The 23,166-nt window shown below is 64.7% G+C and carries 19 protein-coding genes; 3 read left to right on the top strand and 16 right to left on the bottom strand.

What is annotated here, in order from left to right; genetic code table 11:
- Positions 1–3: 3 nt before the first annotated feature.
- From RMET_RS23650 to RMET_RS23620, 7 genes are read right to left on the bottom strand one after another with little or no spacing between them, the layout of a single operon-like run.
- Complete coding sequence (locus RMET_RS23650) at positions 4–894, bottom strand: polysaccharide deacetylase family protein (protein ID WP_011519036.1); 891 nt, start codon at positions 892–894, stop codon at positions 4–6.
- Positions 895–901: 7 nt separating this feature from the next.
- Positions 902–1,954 (bottom strand): bifunctional UDP-4-keto-pentose/UDP-xylose synthase, encoded by a 1,053-nt coding sequence (locus RMET_RS23645; protein WP_011519035.1) that lies wholly within the window; start codon positions 1,952–1,954, stop codon positions 902–904.
- Positions 1,955–1,965: 11 nt separating this feature from the next.
- Positions 1,966–2,892, bottom strand: coding sequence for a formyltransferase (locus RMET_RS23640; RefSeq protein WP_011519034.1), 927 nt, complete (start codon positions 2,890–2,892; stop codon positions 1,966–1,968).
- A complete protein-coding gene (locus RMET_RS23635) occupies positions 2,880–3,881 on the bottom strand; it encodes a glycosyltransferase (RefSeq protein ID WP_011519033.1) in 1,002 nt (333 codons plus the stop codon). Before RMET_RS23635 ends, RMET_RS23640 begins: the two co-directional genes overlap by 13 nt.
- On the bottom strand, positions 3,860–5,035 hold the full coding sequence (locus RMET_RS23630; RefSeq protein ID WP_008648543.1) for a DegT/DnrJ/EryC1/StrS family aminotransferase: 1,176 nt from the start codon (positions 5,033–5,035) through the stop codon (positions 3,860–3,862). The genes RMET_RS23635 and RMET_RS23630 overlap by 22 nt, the downstream gene beginning before the upstream one ends.
- 5 nt (positions 5,036–5,040) lie before the next feature.
- Positions 5,041–5,412 (bottom strand): DMT family transporter, encoded by a 372-nt coding sequence (locus RMET_RS23625; RefSeq protein WP_008648542.1) that lies wholly within the window; start codon positions 5,410–5,412, stop codon positions 5,041–5,043.
- A complete protein-coding gene (locus tag RMET_RS23620; protein ID WP_011519032.1) occupies positions 5,409–7,151 on the bottom strand; it encodes an ArnT family glycosyltransferase in 1,743 nt (580 codons plus the stop codon). The genes RMET_RS23625 and RMET_RS23620 overlap by 4 nt, the downstream gene beginning before the upstream one ends.
- A gap of 347 nt (positions 7,152–7,498) precedes the next feature.
- On the opposite strand from RMET_RS23620, the gene RMET_RS23615 reads away from it, so the two are divergent.
- Positions 7,499–8,359 carry a hypothetical protein gene (locus tag RMET_RS23615; protein ID WP_008648539.1) on the top strand — a complete coding sequence of 287 codons (861 nt, stop codon included), beginning with the start codon at positions 7,499–7,501 and terminating at the stop codon, positions 8,357–8,359.
- A gap of 331 nt (positions 8,360–8,690) precedes the next feature.
- Entirely contained in the window at positions 8,691–10,553 is a 1,863-nt protein-coding gene (ilvD, locus tag RMET_RS23610; RefSeq protein ID WP_011519031.1) for a dihydroxy-acid dehydratase, read from the top strand.
- Positions 10,554–10,693: 140 nt separating this feature from the next.
- Here ilvD and RMET_RS23605 read toward each other — a convergent pair whose 3' ends face one another.
- The 3 genes from RMET_RS23605 to RMET_RS23595 form a co-directional block, all read right to left on the bottom strand.
- Complete coding sequence (locus RMET_RS23605) at positions 10,694–10,993, bottom strand: hypothetical protein (RefSeq protein ID WP_008648536.1); 300 nt, start codon at positions 10,991–10,993, stop codon at positions 10,694–10,696.
- 155 nt (positions 10,994–11,148) lie between these two features.
- Positions 11,149–12,063: an amino acid ABC transporter substrate-binding protein gene (locus RMET_RS23600; protein WP_011519030.1), complete on the bottom strand. Its 915-nt coding sequence runs from the start codon at positions 12,061–12,063 to the stop codon at positions 11,149–11,151.
- A gap of 193 nt (positions 12,064–12,256) precedes the next feature.
- Positions 12,257–14,347 (bottom strand): 3-hydroxyacyl-CoA dehydrogenase NAD-binding domain-containing protein, encoded by a 2,091-nt coding sequence (locus tag RMET_RS23595; RefSeq protein ID WP_011519029.1) that lies wholly within the window; start codon positions 14,345–14,347, stop codon positions 12,257–12,259.
- 324 nt (positions 14,348–14,671) lie between these two features.
- Between RMET_RS23595 and RMET_RS23590 the strand changes: the two genes are divergently transcribed.
- Positions 14,672–15,904, top strand: a complete 1,233-nt coding sequence (locus RMET_RS23590; RefSeq protein ID WP_029309893.1) for a TetR/AcrR family transcriptional regulator — start codon at positions 14,672–14,674, stop codon at positions 15,902–15,904.
- A gap of 47 nt (positions 15,905–15,951) precedes the next feature.
- On the opposite strand, the gene RMET_RS23585 is transcribed toward RMET_RS23590, so the two are convergent.
- The 6 genes from RMET_RS23585 to RMET_RS23560 all read right to left on the bottom strand — a co-directional run bounded on the left by RMET_RS23585 (position 15,952) and on the right by RMET_RS23560 (position 23,094).
- Complete coding sequence (locus RMET_RS23585) at positions 15,952–16,929, bottom strand: ABC transporter ATP-binding protein (protein WP_011519027.1); 978 nt, start codon at positions 16,927–16,929, stop codon at positions 15,952–15,954.
- 112 nt (positions 16,930–17,041) lie between these two features.
- Complete coding sequence (locus RMET_RS23580; protein WP_008648527.1) at positions 17,042–18,019, bottom strand: ABC transporter ATP-binding protein; 978 nt, start codon at positions 18,017–18,019, stop codon at positions 17,042–17,044.
- Positions 18,020–18,059: 40 nt separating this feature from the next.
- Positions 18,060–19,787 carry an ABC transporter substrate-binding protein gene (locus RMET_RS23575; RefSeq protein ID WP_011519026.1) on the bottom strand — a complete coding sequence of 576 codons (1,728 nt, stop codon included), beginning with the start codon at positions 19,785–19,787 and terminating at the stop codon, positions 18,060–18,062.
- A gap of 74 nt (positions 19,788–19,861) precedes the next feature.
- Positions 19,862–20,788: an ABC transporter permease gene (locus RMET_RS23570; RefSeq protein ID WP_011519025.1), complete on the bottom strand. Its 927-nt coding sequence runs from the start codon at positions 20,786–20,788 to the stop codon at positions 19,862–19,864.
- On the bottom strand, positions 20,788–21,744 hold the full coding sequence (locus tag RMET_RS23565; RefSeq protein WP_008648520.1) for an ABC transporter permease: 957 nt from the start codon (positions 21,742–21,744) through the stop codon (positions 20,788–20,790). The genes RMET_RS23570 and RMET_RS23565 overlap by 1 nt, the downstream gene beginning before the upstream one ends.
- A gap of 210 nt (positions 21,745–21,954) precedes the next feature.
- Complete coding sequence (locus tag RMET_RS23560) at positions 21,955–23,094, bottom strand: acyl-CoA dehydrogenase family protein (protein ID WP_011519024.1); 1,140 nt, start codon at positions 23,092–23,094, stop codon at positions 21,955–21,957.
- Between the last annotated feature and the right edge of the window lie 72 nt (positions 23,095–23,166).

Below are 23,166 nucleotides of genomic sequence, written 5' to 3'. Positions count from 1 at the left end.
AAATCAGGGCTGAATAATCAGTTCGCCGCTTCGGCCCGGGATTTCACCCCAGGTAACGGGCATTTGCGGCAGGTCGCTGCGATCGATGTGCTGGTAATACGTTGCCATCGACACAAGCTGGTGACCTTGCGCGCGCCAGCCTGACAGCAGTCGCTTGAATACCGGCGCCAGCTTTCCGCCTTCCAGCTCTGTATGGAGCGTGAAAATGTGGTCGCCGTCGCCCTCGGTCAGCTTGAGCACGGCTTTGTGCACGTTGTCTTCGGTCAGGTCGTCCACACCGATCAGCTCGTCGAGCGTCGGCAGCGTGGTCGGCATCTGCACGTGGCGGCAGGCCTTGCCATCGACCGTCGGAATGTAGGGCGCCGTCCCGCGGCCATCGGACGCGTAGACCATGCCCCAGTCGTCGATCTGGCGAAACGCCTCGTTGTTCATCTGCCAGCCGGCCGCGCCATGCGTCGTCGGGGCGGCACCGAAGATATCGGTGAAGCGCTCGAACGATTGCTGCATCTGTCGGCGCGTCCAGGCCGCATCGCGCTCGCGCACGTTGTCCTGCCAGTAGACGTGGTCCCAGGTGTGGATGCCGCACTCGTGGCCCGCTGCGGCGGCCGCACGCATTTCGGCAGCGCCCTTGCGGCCGATGTCGGGCCCCGGCAGCAGCACGCCGTACATCAGCGTGCGCAGGCCGTAGTTCGACACCACGGAAGTCCGCGAGACCTTCTTCAGGAAACCGGGACGGAACACCCGGCGCAGCGCCCAGCCCGTGTGATCCGGGCCGAGGCTGAACAGGAACGTGGCTTCCGCCTCGGCGGCGGACAGCATGGACAGCAGCGCGGGCACGCCTTCGCGCGTGCCGCGCAGCGTGTCCACGTCTACCTTGAGCGCAATGCGTGCCATGAAGCGATCAGTTGTCCGCGTCCACCAGCGTGCGTGCCTCGACGACCTTGTCGCGATACGCCTCGAAGATGCGGCGCAGCGCCTGCTCCATCGACACCTCCGGCTTCCAGCCCAGTTCCCCGATCGTGTTGTCGATCTTCGGCACGCGGTGCTGCACGTCCTGATAGCCCTTGCCGTAGAAGTCGCCCGACGACGTCTCCACGATCTTCGTCTTGCGCGCTTCCTCGGCGTACTCCGGATACTCGGCCGCCATCTTCAGCATCATCTCGGCCAGCTCACGCACCGAGTGGATGTTGCCCGGGTTGCCAATGTTGAAGATCTTGCCGTTGGCCACGCCGTCCTTGTTCTCGATGATGCGCATCAGCGCCGAGATGCCGTCCGAAATATCGGCGAACGCACGCTGCTGCGCGCCACCGTCCACCAGCTTGATCGGCTCGCCACGCACGATATGGCCCAGGAACTGCGTGACCACCCGCGACGAACCTTCCTTCGATTCGAAAATCGAGTCCAGCCCGGCGCCGATCCAGTTGAACGGACGGAACAACGTGTAGTTCAGCCCTTCCTGCATCCCGTAGGCGTGGATCACGCGGTCCATCAGCTGCTTGGAGCAGGCGTAGATCCAGCGCGGCTTGTTGATCGGGCCGTAGATCAGCGGCGAGGCTTCCGGGTCGAACTCTTCGTCGGCGCACATGCCGTACACCTCCGAGGTCGACGGGAACACCAGATGCTTGCCGTACTTCACCGCGGCGCGCACGATCGGCAGGTTGGCCTCGAAGTCCAGTTCGAACACGCGCAGCGGCTCGCGCACGTACGTGGCCGGCGTGGCGATGGCCACCAGCGGCAGCACCACATCGCACTTGCGGATGTTGTACTCGATCCACTCCTTGTTGATGGTGATGTCACCCTCGAAGAAGTGCATGCGTGGGTGGTTCACCAGATCGCCCAGGCGGTCCGACGACATATCCATGCCGTAGACCTCCCATTGCGTCGTTTCCAGGATGCGGCGCGTCAGATGGTGGCCGATGAAGCCATTGACGCCAAGAATCAGGACCTTTTTCATCGGTTTTCCTCTTAGGACTTCGCAGTAATGATGTTTTGGAATACTTGTACAGATACCGGGCTCGCGTTGTCGGCGTTCGGACCTTCGAGCAACTGCGTCACGCGGATGGCTCCGCCGTCGCCGCCGACCGCCACGATACGTCCATCCACGACATGCAGGCCAGGCTGCAGGCCCGCCGGCACGCTCGACGATTCCAGACGGCGTGCCTGGGCGACGATGAAGCGACGACCGCCGATATCGGTGAATGCGCCCGGATAGGGGGGCGCGACCGCGCGGATCAAATTGTAGACCGCTGCTGCCGGTTGGCTGAAATCGATACGGCCGTCCTCGGGTTTGCGTCCCGAGAAATAGCTGCCCTCGGAGAGCACATTGGGACGCTTGGGCGTCTGGCCGGCCATCATGGCGGGCAGCGCGCGCCACAGCGTTTGCTCGGCGGCGACGGTGACCTTCTCGAAGACCTCGCCGGCCGTGTCGTCCGGCAGGATTGGCACCGACGTCTGGTCGACGATATAGCCGGCGTCGGGCTTGGCTTCCATCGCGTGCAGCGTGGCGCCGGTTTCTTCCTCGCCGCGCAGCACGGCCCAGTTCACCGGCACGCGACCGCGATACTTCGGCAGCAGCGAACCATGCATGTTGAAGGCGCCCTGCGGCGCCACGGCCAGCAGGTCAGCCGGGATCATCGACCGGTAGTAGAACGAGAAAATGACATCGGGCTTCGCGGCGCGAACGGCTTCGGCCAATGCCGGGTCGGTCGGGTCCTCGCCATAGAGGAACGACAGGTTCAGTTCAGCGGCCGTGTCGGCCACGCGGCGGAACCAGATGTTCTCGTCGGGTCGGTCGCGGTGCGTGACGACCAGCGCCACGTCCACACCGCGCGCGTGCAGCACGCGCAGGCAGCGGTCACCGACGTTATGGTAGGCAAAGACTACTGCGCGCACGAGGCCTCCGCTGCGTTGTCGGTCTTCGGGTCACGGGGGTCACGCTCAAGCACCGCCTGGATGCGGTAGCGCGGGCGGTCGCGCACTTCCTGATAGATCCGGCCGACGTACTCACCCAGCAGGCCGATGCCGAACAGCATGATGCCGACCAGGAAGAAGTTGAGTGCGAACAGCGTGAACACACCCTGGACTTCAGAGCCGAGCAGGAAGCGGCGAATCAGCAGGATCACGAACAGTCCGGCCGAAGAGATCGACAGCACCGTGCCGATCGCCGAGAACCATTGCAGCGGCACGATCGAGAAGCCGGTGACCAAGTCGAAGTTCAGGCGGATCAGTTGGTAGAGCGAATACTTTGACTCGCCAGCGTGGCGCTGCTCGTGGCCGACCTCGATCTCCACCGGGTTCGACGAGAACGTGTAGGCCAGCGCGGGAATGAACGTGTTGACTTCGCGGCACGCATTGATCGTGTCGATGACGTTGCGATCGTAGGCGCGCAACATGCAGCCCTGGTCCGTCATCTTGATCTTCGTGATCTTCTCGCGCAGGCGGTTCATCGCGCGCGACGCGTAGCGGCGGAACGCGGAGTCGTTACGCTGGCGGCGAATCGTGCCGACGTAGTCATGGCCCTTGCGCATCTCGGCCACCAGCCGGGGGATTTCCTCGGGCGGGTTCTGCAGGTCGGCGTCGAGCGTGATCACGATGCGTCCGCGCGTGTGCTCGAAGCCGGCCAGGATGGCCATGTGCTGGCCAAAGTTGCCGTTGAACAGGATGACCCGGGTCACGTCCGGGCGCTTGTGGAACTGCGCGGCCAGCATCTGCGGCGAGCGGTCGACGCTGCCGTCATTGACGAAGATGACCTCGTAGGATTCGCCCAGGCTGTCCAGCGCCGGATAGACGCGGTCGAACAGCGCCTGCAGGCCACCCTCCTCGTTGTAGACGGGGATGACGACCGAGACCTCGACGGAGCTTAGAGAGAGAGGCGTTTGCATGTTTCGCTTAGAGTTGCGCAAACCCGCTCCACGTCGGCTGTCTGCATGGCGGGGAACATCGGCAGCGTGACGATGCCGCGGCCAATGCGCTCGGCATGCGGCAGCATGCCTTCGCGCCAGCCCAGGGAGCGGAAGTAAGTAAACAGGTGAACCGGTGGGTAATGCACGCCAGTGCCGATGCCTGACTCGCGCATCGACTCCATGACGTGCTTGCGCGCTTCCGCGGCGCCGCCACGCAGGCGGTCGGTCGGCAGCACCACCTGGAACATGTGCCAGTTGGTGGTAGCCACGTCCGGGTCGCGCGGCAGCGGCAGTTCGATACCGAGATCGGCCAGTCCGGCGTTGGCGGCGCAGCGGAAATAGGTCTCGGCCAGTTCGGCGCGGCGTGCGGTGATCGCGTCCAGATGCTGGAGCTGGGCCAGCCCAATGGCAGCGTTGACGTCGGTCAGGTTGAACTTGCCGCCCGGCTCCTCGACGTCCATGCCGTCCATGCCGGTGCGGATCACGCCTTGCAGCCGCAGGCGCTCCGCGCGCTGCGCTTCCTCGGGCGAGTTCATGACGAGGCAGCCGCCCTCGATCGTGGTGATGTTCTTGTTGGCCTGGAAGCTGAAGCTGACCAGATCGCCAAATGCGCCGATGCGCTGGCCGCGCCAGCGCGAGTCGATAGCCTGCGCGGCATCTTCGATCACACGCAGGTTATGGCGCTTCGCGATGGCGTAGAGGCGGTCCATGTCGACCGGCAGACCGGACAGGTAGACCGGGATGATGGCTCGCGTGCGCGGCGTGATGGCGGCTTCTACGGCATCCAGGTCGATATTGCGCGTGCGCGGATCGATATCGACGAAGACCGGACGGGCGCCAACCGTCAGGACCACGTTTGCCGTGGCGACCCAGGTGATTGGCGTGGTGATGACTTCGTCGCCGGGGCCGATGTCGGCGATGCGCAGCGCGATTTCCATCGTTGCCGAGCCGTTGGAGAACGTGCGCACGGGGCGGCCGCCGAACAGATCGGACAGCGTGGCCTCGAACGCCTGCACCTTGGGTCCGGACGTGATCCAGCCGGATGCCAGCACCTTGCCGACTTCGGCTATGGTGGCATCGTCAATATTTGGGCGGACGAACGGCAGGAAATCCTGCGGAGCGGAAGCAGTCATGATCGTCAGGAGCGGGCAATCAGGAAAACGCCAGCCAGTATCAGCAGGATGCCGGCGACGCGCAAGGGGCCAATCATCTCACCGAACAGCCACCACGCCGCCAGGGCGTTGACCACGTAGCCGAGCGAGAGCATCGGGTAGGCAATCGACACGTCCACACGGGACAGGCCGACAATCCATACCGCCACGCTTACCACGTACAGGGTCAGGCCGCCGATGACCGGCCATTGGGTCAGCACGCGGAAAGCCGTGGTGAACAGCGTGGCGCGATCGATCGTGATCGCGCCCACGGCGTTGACACCGGCCTTGAGCAGGAGCTGCGCGCAGGCGTTGAGCAGCACGCCGGTAAAGATGAAGGCGAAGGTCGATAGCGTCATGGCGCGGTTCTGGAGTCCTTGGGCGACGGTGCCGGCGCGGCCGGCGGCGGGAAATTGCTGACTACCACGCGGCGCACGTCGCGAGCCACCACGTACATCGGCAGGTGGTTGGCCGCCAGACTATCGTAGGTGTCCGGAGACATGATGCCGAGGGCCGGCTGGCCGTCACGCCACTTGGCGATGAAGCCGTCCATGGTGGGAATCCACTTGTCCGGCTCCTGCTGGGTGCCGAATTCGAGTTCGTCCGGGGCCGCCACCATGACCAGCGTGTGGCCCAGGTAGAACGGCAGCGTGTGATCCAGAACACCCACGCCATAGAGCGGCATGTCGTCCTTGAGCACGGCCTTGATGGCCGGCACCAGGTCGACGCCTGATGCCCGGCGCCCCATCACTTCGTGGCCCATGAGGGCAATGGTGCAGGTCAGGAAGAAGGCGAGCGAGAAGGCGGTGATGCTTGGCAGCAGACCATAGGCGCGCAGCAGGCGGCGCGCCAGCACCATTCCGATCAAAAGTACGGCAAACGCCACGCCAACGTAGATGGCGAAGACGCGGAACACGGCATTGGGGTTGGTCTCGTTGCCGAGCGTGGCGACGAACGGCGAAGCGACGATGCCGGCCACCGACAGCACCGTGACCGCATTGATCTGCCGCAGCCACGACCGTTCGTTGATCTGTTCCAGCGCCACGGCGACCAGGATGGCCAGCGCCGGGAACACCGGCACGATATAGCCGGGCAGCTTCGAGCCGGACAGGCTGAAGAACACGAAGATCGCCGCGAACCAGATGAATGCCAGCAGGGCGGGCTGGAACGGCTTGGCGCCCATGCCGCGCACCGCGCCAGCGCGCTCGCTCACCGCGGTCCACATGCGCGGGGTCAGGCCCAGCCAGGGCAGCGTCCCGGCCAGCAGCAGCGGTACGAAATACCAGATCGATCCCTTGCGCGAATGCACGGTCGAGGTATAGCGATCCCAGTGCTCGTGGATAAAGAAGAAATGCGGAAACTCGGGGTTGCGCGAGGAAATCAGCCAGAACCAGGGCACGGTGACCACGAGCATGGCGAGGATGCCGCTCACCAGGTGCAGGCGGCCCCACAGGGCAAGGTTGCGTGTCACGAGGGTGTAGACCACCAGCACCAGGCCGGGCAGGGCGATGCCCACCAGACCCTTGGTCAGGATCGCCACCCCCATGGCCGCCCAGCAGGCCAGCATCCAGCCACGGCGGGCCGCCGGCGACGCATCGGGGTGCTGGGCCAGCAGCATGAAGGCCAGCACGCACGCCAGCGCACCCGAGAGGGTCATGTCCAGCGAATTGAAATGGCCGGTGACGCTCCACATCGGCATGGCCAGCAACGCCAGCCCGGCCAGCAGCCCGGCACGCGCGCCATACCAACGGATTACGGCCATCATGGTGACCACGAGACCAACAAGGCCGGACAGCGCCACGGCGAGCCGGGCTTGCCAGTCTCCGACGCCGAACAGTTCGTAGCCGATCGTCGTCACCCACATATGGAAGGGGGGCTTCTCGAAGTACTTGAGTGCGTTATAGCGAATCGTCACCCAGTCGCCCGTGGCGAACATTTCGCGCGAGATTTCTGCGTATCGGCCCTCGTCCGGGCGTAGCAGGTGGCGGGCATCGAGCGTGCCGAACCAGACCAGCAATACCGCGATGACGACCAGCACCACTGGGGCGATCATGCCCGGGGGCAGCCCGTCGTGACGCGAGGGCGAGGAACTACGCATAAATCTCCTGAAATGGCCGGAAGCCGGACGCGATACGACGGCCGGCGTGTGGCGAACTCCCCACAACGCGACAAGACCCGACTTGGTGGACAACAGGCTTTGAATAAGCCCCAGGAACCGGCAATACCGATCGGGCTCCCGAGCGCCCGGCATCGCCTGGGCCCGGCCGCGAGGGGCACGGGCGCGCAATGGTAGCACGACAGCACACCGGGGTCGTGGTTTCGGCCGGATCGGCCATGTATCAGACATGAGTCCGGCCATTTCTTTCAAGGGCATTTCGCGCAATACTCATGACTCGTCGGCCGGCTGCGCCGGAGGATGCCGACGCTCGAACCCGGGTGACCTCGATGAAATCGGCCTTGCTATCGATCTTGCTGTTAGGAGTGCTTGGTAATGCACTGGCGGATTCGGCCGAGCCGATGGCCGCGCCTGTGACCGATGGCGCATCCGCCGCCGAGGCGGCGCCCGTCGGTCCCCAGCTCTGCGACGCGCCCTGGTTCCGGTCCGGCGCTCGCGTCCAGATGGAAGGCGATGGCACCATGCCGATGTCCATCACAATGACGCTGCGTGACGTCATGCGCACCGCGCGGGGCTGTAGTGCCCAGCTCGAAGTAAGGTCGAAGTCGGCGCTTTCCGCCCTCATGGGGCCGCCGGTGGTGATGGATCAGGTCCACGAGATCAATATCGACCGAAACTCCACCCGTACCCGGATCGACAGCCGGAATGCCACGATCAACGCCCAGGCCCGATACGCCCGGATGTTCGGTGGGGCGTCGTTTACAGGCAGCGGGGTTTTCAACTACGCCGGCATGACGATTCGCGAGAACACGACGCTGGAAGGCGAGACCTTCCAGTCCGCCGTCGACCTCAAGATCTATCCGCTCGGGTCCGACGACATGGTCGGCACCATGCAGGCGCAGCACGCCTCGATCATCGTTGGCTCGCGCCACGTGGGCCGCAAGCAGATGATCGACACGGTGCTCGGCCGCAAGGAATGCATGCCGATTACCTATGAGAAGCGCACGTCGCTCGGGCCGTTGATGATTGGCGACGAACTGCTGCAACTCGAACCGAGCGTCCTGCACGTGACTGACTGGTACTGCCCGACCGAGGCGTTCGTGCTACGCACGGAGATCCGCCAGAACAACAAGGTGCAGAAGGTCAATGTCACGGCGCTGGAGCTGACCGGGGATGAGGACTCCCATTGACATCGACACGGTCATTGAAACGGTCGCGGGCGCTTCCGTGACCACTGACTGATTGCACTGGCAATGCCCGCCATCCTTGATGGCGGCGACGTCTTATCTGCCTGCCACCCAAGTCCGGTCTGTCTGGACGCTCGTCCATTGATATTTTTTTCGACCTTGTTGTGGCGAAAAAATATATTGGACGTCTCACCGGTGCTCCCGCATTATTTCGCCTTTCCGCCATGCGCAAATGTGCGGCTGGCGGCCATGGCTTGCCCGGCCGCCGCATACCGGCGCCCTGGCTGGCCTGTGTCCAATTACAACCCCACAACTGCAAGATCCGAGGAAAGAGATGCCTGAGTACCGATCACGAACTTCGACGCACGGCCGGAACATGGCGGGTGCTCGCGCCTTGTGGCGCGCCACCGGGATGAAGGATGGCGATTTCGGCAAGCCCATCATCGCCGTGGTGAACTCGTTTACCCAGTTCGTGCCGGGCCATGTCCATTTGCGCGACCTCGGCGCGCTGGTTGCGAAGGAGATCGAAGCGGCCGGCGGCGTGGCCAAGGAATTCAACACGATCGCGGTGGACGATGGGATCGCCATGGGCCACGGAGGCATGCTCTATTCGCTGCCCTCGCGCGAGCTGATCGCCGACTCGGTGGAATACATGGTCAACGCGCATTGCGCCGACGCCATGGTCTGTATTTCCAATTGCGACAAGATCACCCCGGGCATGCTGATGGCCGCGATGCGGCTGAACATTCCCGTGGTGTTCGTCTCCGGCGGCCCGATGGAGGCCGGCAAGGTCAAGTCCCCAACGGACGGCCAGGTGATCGCAAAGATCGACCTGATCGACGCCATGATCAAGGCCGCGGACCCGAAGGTCAGCGACGCTGAAGTGGCCGAAGTGGAGCGCAGCGCCTGCCCGACATGCGGTTCCTGCTCGGGGATGTTCACGGCGAACTCGATGAATTGCCTGACCGAGGCGATTGGCCTGGCGTTGCCGGGCAACGGCACGATCGTTGCCACCCACACATGGCGCAAGGGCCTGTTCGAACAGGCGGGCCGCCTGGTCGTGGACCTGTGCCGCCGCTACTACCAGGAAGAGGACGCATCGGTCCTGCCGCGCAACATCGCTACCAAGTCGGCATTCGAGAATGCCATGGCACTGGACGTGGCCATGGGCGGTTCGACCAATACCGTGCTGCACCTGCTGGCGGCAGCCCAGGAAGCCGGTGTCGATTTCACGATGTCCGACATCGATCGCATCTCGCGGAAGGTGCCGTGCCTGTGCAAGGCCGCACCGGCCACCGACAAGTACCACATCGAAGACGTGCATCGCGCGGGCGGCATCCTTGGCATTCTCGGCGAGCTGGCGCGTGCCGAGTTGCTGGATCTGTCGTGCGGCAACGTGCATAGCGGCACGCTTGGCAATGCCATTTCCCAGTGGGATGTCGTTGGTGGTGCGGGCGAGGACGCGCAGAAGTTCTTCCGCGCTGCGCCGGGCGGCATTCCGACGACCGTCGCGTTCAGCCAGGCGGCCACCTTCGAGTCACTGGATACCGACCGAAAGACTGGCTGCATCCGGAACAAGCAGAACGCGTATTCGAAGGACGGCGGTCTCGCCGTGCTCTACGGCAACCTCGCGGAGAAGGGCTGCATCGTCAAGACCGCTGGCGTGGACGAATCGCAATGGGTCTTCTCCGGGCGCGCCCGTGTCTTCGAAAGCCAGGACGAAGCCGTCGACGCCATTCTGGGCGACAAGGTCGTGGCTGGTGACGTTGTCGTGATTCGTTACGAAGGTCCCAAGGGTGGCCCGGGCATGCAGGAAATGCTCTATCCCACGTCGTACCTGAAGTCGAAGGGCCTGGGCAAGACCTGCGCGCTGTTTACCGACGGTCGGTTCTCCGGTGGGTCGTCCGGGCTGGTCATCGGACATGCCTCGCCGGAAGCCGCCGAAGGCGGCACGATCGGCCTGGTGGAGGACGGCGATCTCATCGAGATCGACATTCCGCAGCGCAAGATGCACCTGGCGGTGTCGGACGAAACCCTGGCGCGCCGTCGCGAAGCCATGGAGGCGCGCGGTGACAAGGCGTGGGAGCCGGTGGATCGTGTGCGCGTAGTGTCCCAGGCATTGCAGGCGTACGCTGCGCTCGCTACTTCGGCGGATCGCGGCGCGGTGCGCGATATCTCCCAGCTCAAGCGCAAGTAAGGCGCGCGCGGCGCGAAGCAGGTCGTTTCGTCCTGCTTCGCCGTGCGCCGCTGAATGGTCGCTGAATGGCACAAAAAAAGCCTCGCATCTGCGAGGCTTTTTACTTGCGCGGACCCGATTCGGGCCCGTGCGCGGGGTGCTCAGTTGTTCGAGGCTGTCGGCTTCTTGGTCGCCTTCTTGCTGCTCTTGCTCGACTTCTTGGTCGTGTCGGTCGACTGGGTCGACTGATCGGTCAGGTCGGCACGCGTGCTCTTGTTCGCGCCCTGCGAATACGGGTCGAACTTGTCCCCTGACTTGGCGCCCTCGCTATAGGTATCGAACTTCTGCCCGGCCTTCGCGCCTTGCGAGTACGGGTCGAACTGCTTCTTGTCTTGCGCGACGGCAGCCACGGAGGCAGTGGCCAGACCCAGCGCGATAGCGGTGGCGATAAGCTTGTTCATGGAATTCTCCTGAGTGATGCCGCTTTCCGGCGGTTCGCGTTATTTCGCTTGATGCACGGGTTACCGGGAGGTAAAGACGCGCTCAAGCCAGTGTGTCCAAGGCCGGTTGGGCCGTCAACTCAGGGGTTTTCCGGGGGGAGCCCCCCGGAATGCGCTTATTCCGTCACAACGTCGGAGGGGTGCTTCCACGCCTGCAGGACTTCCGTCGACGGGGCCAGCGCCAGATTGGTGCCGCGCGTGCCGATCGGCTGCTGGAACCAGCGCTTCTGCATGGCCGCGACGTCCGGGCTGGTGAAGGTCTTGGCCAGCGTCTGGTCGACCAGACGCTTCCATTCCGGATCGGCTTTCGACAGCATCAACGCGTTCTGTTCGACCGACAGCGCCGGGCCGACGATCACATACTGCGACGGATCCTTGGACTTCGCGCGCAGGCCGGCCAGCAGCACGTCATCCATGACGAACGCTTGCGCGCGGCCGGTTTCCAGCAGCAGGAACGATTCGCCGTGGTCCTTCGCGTAGACATCGCGGTAGCCGTACTCGGCCTTCAGGCGGCGCACATGGCGGTCACCGGTGGAGCCGGCGCTGGTCACCACGGTCTTGCCACGCAGGTCATCGAACGACTTGATACCCGAGTCGGCGCGCACGAGCATGCGGACGGTCGACACATAGTGCGACACGCTGAACGCTACCTGCTTCTGGCGCTCCAGCGTATTGGTATTCGGTGCGCAGTCGAGATCGACCAGGCCGTTGACCACGGCCGGAACCCGGTTCTGCGGCGTCAGCGGCAGCCAGCGCACCTTGATGGTCTTGAGCCCGAGCTTCTCCTTGGCGGCTTCGGCCACGCGCAGGCAGAGGTCGACGGCATAGCCGGCCGGCTGTCCCTTGTCGTCGCCGAACGAGAACGGCAGGGCGGATTCGCGGTAGCCAAGCGTGATCGTTCCGCTGTCGCGAATGCGATCAAGGACCGGGCTCTGGGGATTCTGGGCGTGGGCGGCCGGCACCAGCGCGGCAGCCAGGGCGATGCCGGCCAGCAGGCGTTGAAGAGACGAAACAGACACAATCGACGGCATGTTCGGGGTCAGGCAATGAAAGAGTGCGAGGGTATACCCGGGCCGTTCCCGTTAGAAGAATTTCTTTTTCATAAGCTAATGCCGGGCGCCGAAGCGGAAAGGGCGTTGCCCCCCGCTTCGGCACTCAACGCTGCCTGTCGCGCCGGACGGACCAGATCGGCAGGATAGGCAGGATCGACCCCAATCGCTCGGGTCAATCGAAGCTCTTGCCTGCTTCGGCCAGGCGCACCAGCAGCGGCGCAGGCTGCCAGGCCGGGTCGGCGCCCGGTTCGGCGGCGAAGCGGCGCAGGCTCCGCACGACGTTGGGCAGGCCCACCATGTCGGCGTACAGCATCGGGCCGCCGCGCAGTCGGGGGAAGCCGTAGCCGTTGAGATAGACCACGTCCAGATCGGAGGCACGTGCGGCGATGCCTTCCTCCAGAATGCGTGCGCCTTCGTTGACGAGGGCGAAGATACAGCGCTCCACTACCTCTTCATCGCTGATAGCGCGCGGCGTGATGCCCTGGGCGCTGCGGAATTCGGCGATCAGGGCTTCAGTGGCCGGGTCCGGGATCGGGTCGCGATTGCCGGCTTCATAGCGATACCAGCCGGCGCCGGTCTTCTGGCCCAAGCGGCCGGCCTCGGCCAGCTTGTCGGCCACCGACGGACGAAGCGGTACGCCGGCCTCGGCAGCCTTGCGCTTGCGCGTGGCATAGCCGATGTCCAGGCCCGCCAGATCGCCCATGCGGTATGGGCCCATGGCCATGCCGAATTTTTGCAGCGCCCCGTCGATCTGCTGCGGTAGCGCGCCGGCGTTGATCAACGCGCCGGCGGCGGCTCCGTAGCGCGCCAGCATGCGATTGCCGATAAAGCCGTCGCACACGCCGGAGACCACGGCGATCTTCTTGATCTTCTTCGCCAGCGCCATGCAGGTGGCCAGCACGTCGGGCGCGGTCTGCGCGCCGCGCACGATTTCCAGCAGGCGCATCACGTTGGCCGGGCTGAAGAAGTGCAGGCCGATCACGTCGGTCGGCCGCTTGGTGAACGAAGCGATGCGGTCGAGATTCAGGTACGACGTGTTCGACGCCAGGATGGCGCCGGCCTTGCATGTCTTGTCCAGCGTTTCGAACACGGTCTTCTTGACGTCCATGTTCTCGAACACGGCCTCGATGACCAGATCCACATCGGACAGGTCTGCATAGCTCAGCGTGCCGGTGATCAGCCCCATGCGCTGCTCGACCTGCTCGGGCTTGAGCTTGCCCTTTTTCATCGAGTTTTCGTAGTTGCGGCGGATGGTTGCCAGCCCCTTGTCCAGCGCTTCCTGCTTCATCTCCAGCAGTACGACGGGAATCCCGGCGTTAAGGAAGTTCATCGTGATGCCGCCGCCCATGGTGCCGGCACCGATCACGCCAACCTTCCTGATCTCGCGCAGCGGCGTGCCGGCCGGCAGATCGGCGATCTTCGACGCAGCATGCTCCGCCTTGAAGATATGGCGCAGCGCGCGCGACTCCGGCGAGGCCATCAGGCTCATGAAGCCTTCGCGCTCCACGCGCATTCCTTCGTCGAAAGACTTGGTCAACGATGCGGCCACGGCTTCCAGCGCCTTCATCGGTGCGATCTGTCCCTTGGCTTGTTGCGCCACGCTGTTGCGGGCGAACTGCAGGAAAGACTCGCCTTGCGGGTGGCTGACGCTCAGTGCGCGGGTGCGGCGCGGTGGCGTCTTCGCTGCGATGAGCTCCTGGGCGAATGCCACCGCGGCGGCAACCACGTCGCCATCGGCCACACGGTCGATCAGCGGCGTGCCCGCGAAACTCTTGGCGGGAGCCGGGTTGCCGAGGGTCACCATGTTGACGGCCGGCTCCAGGCCGATCAGGCGCGGCATGCGCTGCGTGCCGCCGCCACCGGGCAGCAGGCCAATCTTGACTTCCGGAAAGCCCAACTGGGCGTCCGGCAGCGCAACGCGAAAGTGGCAACCCAACGCCAGTTCCAGTCCACCGCCCAGGCACTGCCCGGCGATCGCGGCAACCACCGGCTTGGCGCCGCCCTCGATCTGGTCGATCACGACGCGCAGATTGGGCTCGCGCGAGGCGTTGGGCGTTCCGAACTCGGTGATGTCGGCACCGGCTGAGAATGCGCGGGGCGTACCGGTCAGCACGATGGCCTGCACGGCCGGGTCCGCGTTGGCCCGATCCACCGCATCGGCGATGGCCGTGCGCAGTGCCGCGCCAAGACCGTTGACCGGCCCCTTGTTCATCGAAAGCACGGCAACCGGGCCGCGAAGTTCGTAGTTGACAATGTCGCTCATGAGAAGTCTCTCTGCACGGGAGGTCGTGATGGGTGTGGGGCAAGGCGGCGCGCGATGCGGGCGACGCCTTGACGCCGGGGGCGGATGTGGCTCGGCAAGCGTAGCAGCACCACTGGCTTCCTGCAAACCACGATTTCTAAAAATACATCGCGTATCAGAAAACTTAATGCTATCAATCAAGAGCGTACATACCATGTGTTCGATAACCGGAAAGTATGTGCCGATCCTCGACCGGCGCGGAACCGCTCTTCGCCCACGAGTCACTCACATATAATCCGCAGCACCCAACCTGCAGGCCCGCGCCCCCTGCGTGCCCAACCGCTTATGCTCACGGACCAATCGGAAGCTCGGCAGACCCGCCGTTACGTCGAAAAGCGCGAAGTCATTCTCGATACTGCTGCGGCACTGTTCAACCGCAAGGGGGTGCGCGGCACGACCCTGGCCGACGTCGGGCAACAGGTGGGGCTCAGCACCAACAGCGTCACGTACTACTACCGAAAAAAAGAGGATCTGGTCCTGGCCTGCCTGATGCGCGCCATCGCGGAGACGAGCGGTCTCGTCGATAGGGCGGCGCAAGCGGATAGCCCCAGCGAACGCGCCCGGGCCTTCATCACGCTGTTCGTGGCACGGCTGGCGCGGACCGCAGTGGGCGAGAAGCCCGAACTGATGAGCCTGCGCGAGATTCGCGCCTTGCCCGAGAGCCATGTGGAGGTCGCCTTCGCCGCCTTTAACGACATGTTCCGGCGCGTCCGTGGGTTGCTGTGCGACGCCTTGCCCAGTGATCCCACTCAGCGCAGCGCGCTGGGTGCCCGCGCGCACCTGCTGTGGTCGCTGACCAGCGGAGCTGCCGGCTGGATCGATCGATATGAAACCGATGACTATCCAAAGATCGCGCAAACGCTGGCGGACATCGTCCTGAATGGCATCGCGGGGCCAAAGTCGGCGTGGCAGGCGGAGTGCGACGTGACGGCGCTGCTCCCGGCGCTTGCGCAGCCGGAGACGACGCAGCAGGCCTTCCTGCGAGCCGCCACGGAACTGCTGAACGAGCAGGGATACCGTGGGGCGTCTGCGGACCGGATCTCCGCAAGGCTGAACCTGACCAAGGGCGCGTTCTATCACCATAACGAGAACAAGGACGACCTGATTTCGGCGTGCTTCGACCGCATGTCCACGGTGATCCGGAACACCCAGACGCTGGTCGACGACCTGCCCGGCACGGGATGGGACAAGCTCTGCGCGGTATCGCGCGCGCTGGTGCATTACCAGTTCTCCAGCCAGGGACCTCTGCTGCGGCTGACGATCTATGGCGCCTTGCCAGAGGAGATGCGGATCGCGAAGATGCGTGACATGGCGCGACTGTCCACCCGTTTCGTCCGCCTCCTGGTGCAGGGAATGCAGGACGGCTCGGTGCGCCCACTGGACCAGGCGATTGCGGCGCTGCAAGTGCATGGCATGATCAATGCGGCCGTGGAACTCCGCCGCTGGGTGCGCGATGCCGACGCCGACAATGCCGCCGACCTGTTCGTGCGTCCGATGATGGTGGGGTTGTTGCGTTAAAGTCCGGCCATGCGGGCCAATCACCCGACAGCCCACCCACCACCCACTCACTCGGCCAGGTGACAGGCAACCATCTGCCCGTCGCCTCGGTCGCGCAACGGCGGGTCGTCGTTGTGGCATTGCGGCATTGCCATCGGGCAGCGCGCGTGGAAGCGGCAGCCTGAGGGCGGATTCATCGGGCTCGGCACTTCGCCTTTCAGTACGATTCGCTGGCGCCGTCGCTCGGTCTCCACATCGGCGACCGGCACGGCCGACAACAGCGCCCGGGTGTAGGGATGCAGCGGAGAGGCGTAGAGCTGACGGCGCGTGGCGATCTCCACGATGCGGCCGAGGTACATCACGGCAACGCGATCGCTGATATGCCGTACCACCGCCAGGTCGTGCGCGATGAACAGATAGGACAGGCCGAGCGTGCGCTGCAACTCCATGAACACGTTGACCACCTGCGCCTGGATCGAGACGTCCAGGGCCGACACGGGCTCGTCGCAGACAATCAGGCTCGGCTCCAGCGCCAACGCGCGTGCGATGCCAATGCGCTGACGCTGGCCGCCGGAGAACTCGTGCGGGTAGCGGTCCGCCATATAGGGCAGCAGGCCCACCATGTCCAGCAACTCGCTCACGCGCGTCTGCACGGCTTGCCGGTCGCCGGCCATGCCGTGTACCTCGAGCGGTTCCGCAATCAGGTCACGGACCTTCATGCGCGGATTCAGCGATGCGAACGGGTCCTGATAGACCATCTGCACGGAGCGCCGGAACTGCTTCTGCCGCTGACCCTTGAAGCCAGCCAGGTCCTCGCCATCGAACAGGATGCGGCCGTCACTGGCTGGCAGCATCTTCATGATGGCCAGACCGGTGGTGGATTTGCCGCAGCCGCTTTCGCCGACCAGCCCCAGCGTCTCGCCGCGATTGAGCGTGAACGAGACGCCGTCGACGGCCTTCACGGTGCCAACCTGGCGTTTGAACAGCACGCCTTGCGTAACCGGAAAGTGCACCTTCAGGTTTTCGACGCGAAGAATCGGATCCACGGCTGAAGCGACCGGGGACGGCGAAGCCGCGGTGACAGCAGGGTCTGGACATGCGCTGCCGGGGCGGCTTGGGGGCGCGACGCTCTGCGAGGGGCACGCCGCAAGCGGTGTTTCAGTATGCGTCATGGAGGAAGCAGGCGTTGAGGTGTTGATGGGAGATCTCGCGCAGCGGGGGCGGCGCCTGATCGCATGTCTCGTTGGCCAGCTTGCAGCGCGGCCGGAACGCGCAGCCCTGCCCGAGCGCGGTCAGATCTGGTGGCTGGCCGTCGATCGGCACCAGCGGCTGGCTGGTGTCGCCATCCAGACGGGGCACACAGGCGATCAACCCGCGCGTGTATGGGTGGGCTGGGTGGCGGTAAAGCGCTTCCGCCGAGGCCATCTCCACCAGGCGGCCGCCGTACATCACCGCGACGCGGTCCGCGTATCGCGCCACCACACCCAGGTCATGCGTGATCAGGATCAGCGCCGTACCGGACTTTTGCGCGAGCGTCTTCAGCAGGTCCAGGATCTGCGCCTGCACAGTGACGTCGAGCGCGGTAGTCGGCTCGTCGGCGATGATCAGCTTCGGCTTGCAGGCCAACGCCATCGCGATCATCGCGCGCTGCCGCATCCCGCCCGAGAATTGGTGCGGATACGCCTGCACGCGGCTGCGCGGCTCGGGGATCTGCACCTGGGCCAGTAGCGCGACGGCCTCGTCGTAGGCGTCGCGCCAGGGGCGGTGCTCGTGGATGCGAATTGGCTCCGCGATCTGCTTGCCAACTGTGAGCGCCGGATTCATCGACGACATCGGCTCCTGAAAGATCATCGCAATCCGGTTCCCCCGGATGGCGCGCATCTCGGCGGGCTTGAGACGGAGCAGATCCTTGCCTTCGAACCGGATCTCACCGGACGCGATCTCGCCCGGCGGTTGCGGAATCAGGCCGAGAATCGACAACGCGGTCACGCTCTTGCCCGATCCCGATTCTCCGACGATCGCGAGCGTCTCTCCCGCGTTCACGTCGAAGGAGACCCGGTCCACGGCGGTGACCACGCCCCGGTCGGTACGAAAGCGCGTGGTCAGGTCTCTCACCTGCAGAATGGGCTCTGTCATGGTTACGCTCAGGTGGTTGGAGGGGCGGGTTTGCGGCGGATCAGAAGCCAAGCTTCTTCTTCATCTCCTGATCGATCCATGCGCGCGCGTAGATCGGGCCGCTACGCACGGCGCCAGCGCGCAGTTCGCCGTCGTAGTTCTTGACCCACGGCCACCAGGCGGTGAATACGTAGGGCGTCGGCAGCCAGATGTACGGCGCTTGCGCGACGATGTCGCGGGTCATGGCGCGGATCGCCTCCTGGCGCTTGCCTTCGTCGCGGATCTGGAAGGCCTGGTCGACGCGGGCCGTGAAGGCCGGATCATTCCATTGCGAGGCGTTCCACACCTGTCCGGCCACGAAGCTCTTGCGCAACGTGGTGGTCGGATTCGTATGGCCATTCGCCATCATGTAGCCAGGCGCATTGGTCTTCGTGGTCATCGCGGACAGGTACGCGCCGTACTCCATCGGCTGGATCTCGATCTTCACGCCGACCTGTTCCAGGTAAGCGCCGATCAGCGGCAGCATCTCCATGTGGTCCTGGTTGCAGGCGCATACCTGAACCTTGAACTTGAAGCCCTTCGGATAGCCGGCCTCCGCCAGCAGCTTCTTCGCCTTCTCGGGGTTGTAGGTGAACAGCTCCTTCACCGAATCCGGCATCGTGCTCAGCGGCTCGAAGTAGCCACCGTAGTCGGGATGCTGCGGGTAGGCGAAAAGCTCCGCGTTGCCGCCGTAGTACTGCTTGACGATCTCCTGCTTGTTGACCGCCATATTGAGAGCGCGGCGCACGCGGATGTCGTTGAACGGCTTGGTATCGACGCGCAGCGCCAGGTACTGGCCGGTGTACGAGAGCCACTTCGACCATTTGAGTTGCGGTGCGCTCTTCTTGAGCTCGTCCACGGCAGTCCAGCGCACCAGTTCCAGCACATCGAGCTTGCCGGTGCGCAGCATGGTGTTGCGCGTGGCCTCATCCTTGACGGTGCGCAGCACCATCTTGTCGACGAACGGCAACTTGTAGTCCTTGCCGCCGATTTTGTCCGTGTCCCAGTACTGCGCGTTCTTTACATAGGTGGTGGAGTTGCCCTGCGTGAACTGGTTCAGCGTGAACGGGCCGGTGCCGGTGACGTTCTTCCAGTTCGCGGCCCCGGCGGTGGCTACCTCCTTGGGCATGATGCCGGAGTAGTAGCCCCAGCCGAAGCGATAGTCCCACTCGGCATTGAATTCCTTGAAGCGGAAGATGACCGTGTACTTGTCCGGTGCTTCGACCTTGGTCAGGTAGTCGTAGTAGCTGGGGATCTTCTTGGCGCTTGCGTTCATGCGGCCGTAGCTGAACAGCACATCTTCCGACGTCAGCTCCCGTTCTTCCATTACGCCCGGCTTCGCGGGGAAGCGGACGTTTTTGCGCAGTTTGACCTCGAGCGTCAGCGGGTCGATCCACTTCCAGCTTTCGGCCAGCTCGCCCCGGATCGCGTCCGGCGGCAGCCAGGCATCGGCCTGGAAGGCGTACTTTCCGCCGTTGCGGCGCGACTTTGAGAGATCCGCGGCAAACAGTTGTTCATAGACCTGACCGGTGTCGTAGTTCTGCTTCCAGTTCCAGTCCGCCAGATCCCAGGACAACGCCGAGATGGTGGGGTAGACCGATCCGACCTCAAGCGTGCCACCGTACTTTGGCGCATCCGCCTGCGCGGCCGCGATGCCGCAGGCCAATGCCGCCGCTGCAGCCGCCACGGCTTTCGCCGCCATCAGTGGCCAGTTCGTCCTGCCGACATTCGCCTTGATAATGGGCACCATCTCTTGCTCCTTACAGGGTCTGAAGAGTCGTGATTCGGCGGGCCACATTGCCGGCCGGTGTTGGCGGGCGCGTTTCAGCGGCCGCCGCGTAGGCGTGGGTCGAGCAGGTCGCGCATGGCATCGCCATAGACGTTGATGGCGTAGACCACCACCGTCAGGCAGATGCCTGGCGCAAGCGCGAGCCACGGCCCCTGGAACATGAAGGTGCGCCCGTCGCCCGACAGCATGCCGCCCCAGGTCGGGGCGGGCGGCGGCACGCCGAGGCCCAGGAATGACAGTCCCGATTCCGCCAGGATCGCGGTGCCGACGCGGGTCGTGAACAGGACGATCACCGGCGGCAGCACGTTGGGCAGGATGTGCCGCCACAGGATGCGGCTGGTGGAGGCGCCGATCGATTGCGCCGCGTGCACGTACATGTTCTCGCGCACCGATACCACGGCCCCGCGCACGATTCTGGAGCCGCCGATACCGAGCAGCAGACCCAGCGTGCAGACGATTTGCCAACTGCCCGGGCCCAGCACCGAGACCACGACGATCAGGATGATGAGGTCCGGAAAACTCATCCAGGCGTCGACCATTCGCTGCACCACCAGGTCCAGCTTGCCGCCCAGATAGCCGCACAGGATGCCAAGCACGAGGGAAACCAGCGTGGCCAGCGTGGCCGCCGAGAGGCCGATCACCACCGACAGCTGCGCGCCATACAGGCAGCGGGAGAAGATGTCACGGCCGAGATTGTCGGTGCCGAAGAGATGCGCCCATGACGGTGGTTGCAGCCGCGCCATCATGTTGATCTCGTTGACACCGTATGGCGCGAGCCAGCCGGCAAAGACGCCGCAGAACAAGAAGATCGCGCAGATCACGGCGCCGGCCGCGCCGAGCGGTTTGTCGCGGAACAGTCGGCGCATCATGGGAAACCGGGAGCGCCTGCGCGAGGCGGGAGGCGCCTGGGCCGTCACGAGCGAAGGGGACACGGCGCGTGGATCGACGGAGGGGTGTGCCATCAGTGGTGCCTCACTTTGGGGTCGAACAGGCCGTAGCTCAGGTCTACTAGCAGATTGATCAGCATCACCGCCACGCCGACCACGAGAAAGACACCAGTGATGACCGGATAGTCCCGCTGGTGCACGGCATCGAGCAGCAACAGGCCCATGCCCGGTACCGCGAAGATCTGTTCGATGACGACGGCGCCACCGATCAGCAGCGGTGCCTGCAGCCCGATGAGGGTCACCACCGGAATCAACGCATTGCGCAGCGCATGGCGGAAGATGACCTGTCGTTCGTTCAGTCCCTTGGCCCAGGCTGTGCGGATATAGTCCTGCCGCAGTACCTCCAGCATCATGGTGCGCGTCATCCGCATCGTGATGGCGGACAGCGCCATGCCCAGCACGATGGCTGGCACCAGCATCTGTTTCACGTGCTGCACCGGGTCTTCGAGAAAGGGGATGTAGCGCACGTCGGGGGACCAGCCCCACCACACTGACGGGAACACGATCACCATCGTGCCGAGCCAGAAGCTGGGGACGGCCAGCATCAGGATGGAGAACGACCGCGCCACGTAGTCGACGGCGCTGTCCTGGCGGGTGGCCGACACGATCCCGATGGGCAGCGCCACCGTCAGTGCCACGAACAGGGCCAGCACACCTAGCGAGAAGGTGGCCGGGATTCGGGCCATCACCATTTTCAGGACCGGCTCGCTTTGCCAAAGGGACTGCCCCAGATCACCGTGCAGCACGATATTGGTGACCCAGCGCAGGTATTGATCCCAGATAGGACGGTCGAGCCCTAGCGCGTGGACCAGTTGCTCGCGGGTGAGGGCATCGGCGCTGATGTCGTTCTGACTCAGCATGAGATCGACCACGTCGCCGGGCACCAGGCGCACGATGGTGAACACGATGATGCTGGCGAAGAGCAGCGTCGGTATCAGTGCCAGCAGGCGACGCACGAAGTAGGCGCTCATGGCAAGCCCCTGAGCGATGCTGGCTGGATTCCGGGCGGCGATGTTGCTGCCGATGTCGTTCCCGGGGTGGCGCGTACAGTCGATACCGCAGACATGTTGCCTCCTTGTGAGCGATCGGCCGGCATGGGCGTATGCCGACATCCGCGCGATCGCTTTCGCCTCGGTGTTGCGTCGTGCCCCGCCAGCGTCGTGGCGGGAGGGCTGGCCAGATCAGTAGCCGCGCATTCCTGCCCAGCGGTTGAGCTGCCAGTTGGCGTCGCCCAACCACTCCTGGGCTGTGCGTGCGCGCTTCATGTAGAACCCGATGTCCAGTTCGTCGGTCATGCCGATACCGCCGTGCATCTGCACGCCCTCCTGCACTGCCAGGGTGGCGGTGGTGCCGGCCTTGGCCTTGGCGACGCAAACTAGCGGCTCCGGCCCATCCGAACGGCCAGCGTCCAGCCGCTGCTGGCACTGCAGCACCGCGGCACGCGCGAGTTCGATCTCCGCGAACAGATGTGCGGCACGATGCTGCAGGGCCTGGAACTCGCCGATCTGCTTGCCGAACTGGCTGCGCTCCTTCAGGTAGGCGAGCGTGCGCGCGAACGTGGCATCTGCAATACCGACCAGTTCGGACGACAGCACCGCGCGGGCGATGTCGAGTACCTTGTCGAGCATCGCGGCGCCGTTGCCGGCGCGGCCCAGCAGCGCATAGGCCGGAACTCGGACGCCCTCGAAGGTGACGCGTGCCGCATTGGTGGCATCGGCGATCACGCAGCGTTCGACGCGGACGCCGGCGTTGTCGCGCGGCACGAGGAACAGCGAGATGTCGCCATCGGGCCCCGCCTGCGCGTCTTTCGCTGCGACGATCAACGTGTCGGCCACATGGCCGTCGACGACGAACACCTTGCTGCCGTCGAGCATGTACCCGTCGCCATGGCGTCGCGCCAGCAGGGTGATGCGCTCTGGCCGGTGTTTGCTCCCCTCGTCCAGCGCGAGCGCCGTCAGGTGGCGGCCCGATGCCATCTCCGGCAGCAGCGCGCTTCGCTGCGTGTCGCTGCCGAACAGCCCCAGCAGTGAGGCGCCAAGCACCGAGGTGGAAAGGAACGGCAACGGCGCAAGCGTGGCCCCGATAGCTTCGGCGATGATGCCGGCCTCGACCACGCCGAGGCCACTGCCGCCATAGGCTTCGTCGATCAGCACGCCGGTGAATCCCAATTCGGCGGCCTGGCGCCAGAGATCCCGGGAGAATCCGACGGGGTCATGCGTGTCGCGCAGCGTGCGCAGCGCGGAAATCGGGGCGTTGTCCTTCAGGAAGGCGAGGGCGCTGTCGCGCAGCATTTCCTGCGTGTCGTCGAATACGATGGGCATGGCGGCTTTGACGGTCCTTGGGCTTCGAGGGCTTCGATGTCTTTGGGCTGCGGTAGGCGTGGCGGTACGGGC

Origin of the sequence: Cupriavidus metallidurans CH34 (assembly GCF_000196015.1) — a bacterium.
In the GTDB taxonomy this organism is placed as follows: Bacteria; Pseudomonadota; Gammaproteobacteria; order Burkholderiales; family Burkholderiaceae; genus Cupriavidus; species Cupriavidus metallidurans.
Note: the sequence above shows the minus strand (reverse complement) of the source record. Positions and strands in the feature narration are given on the sequence as shown.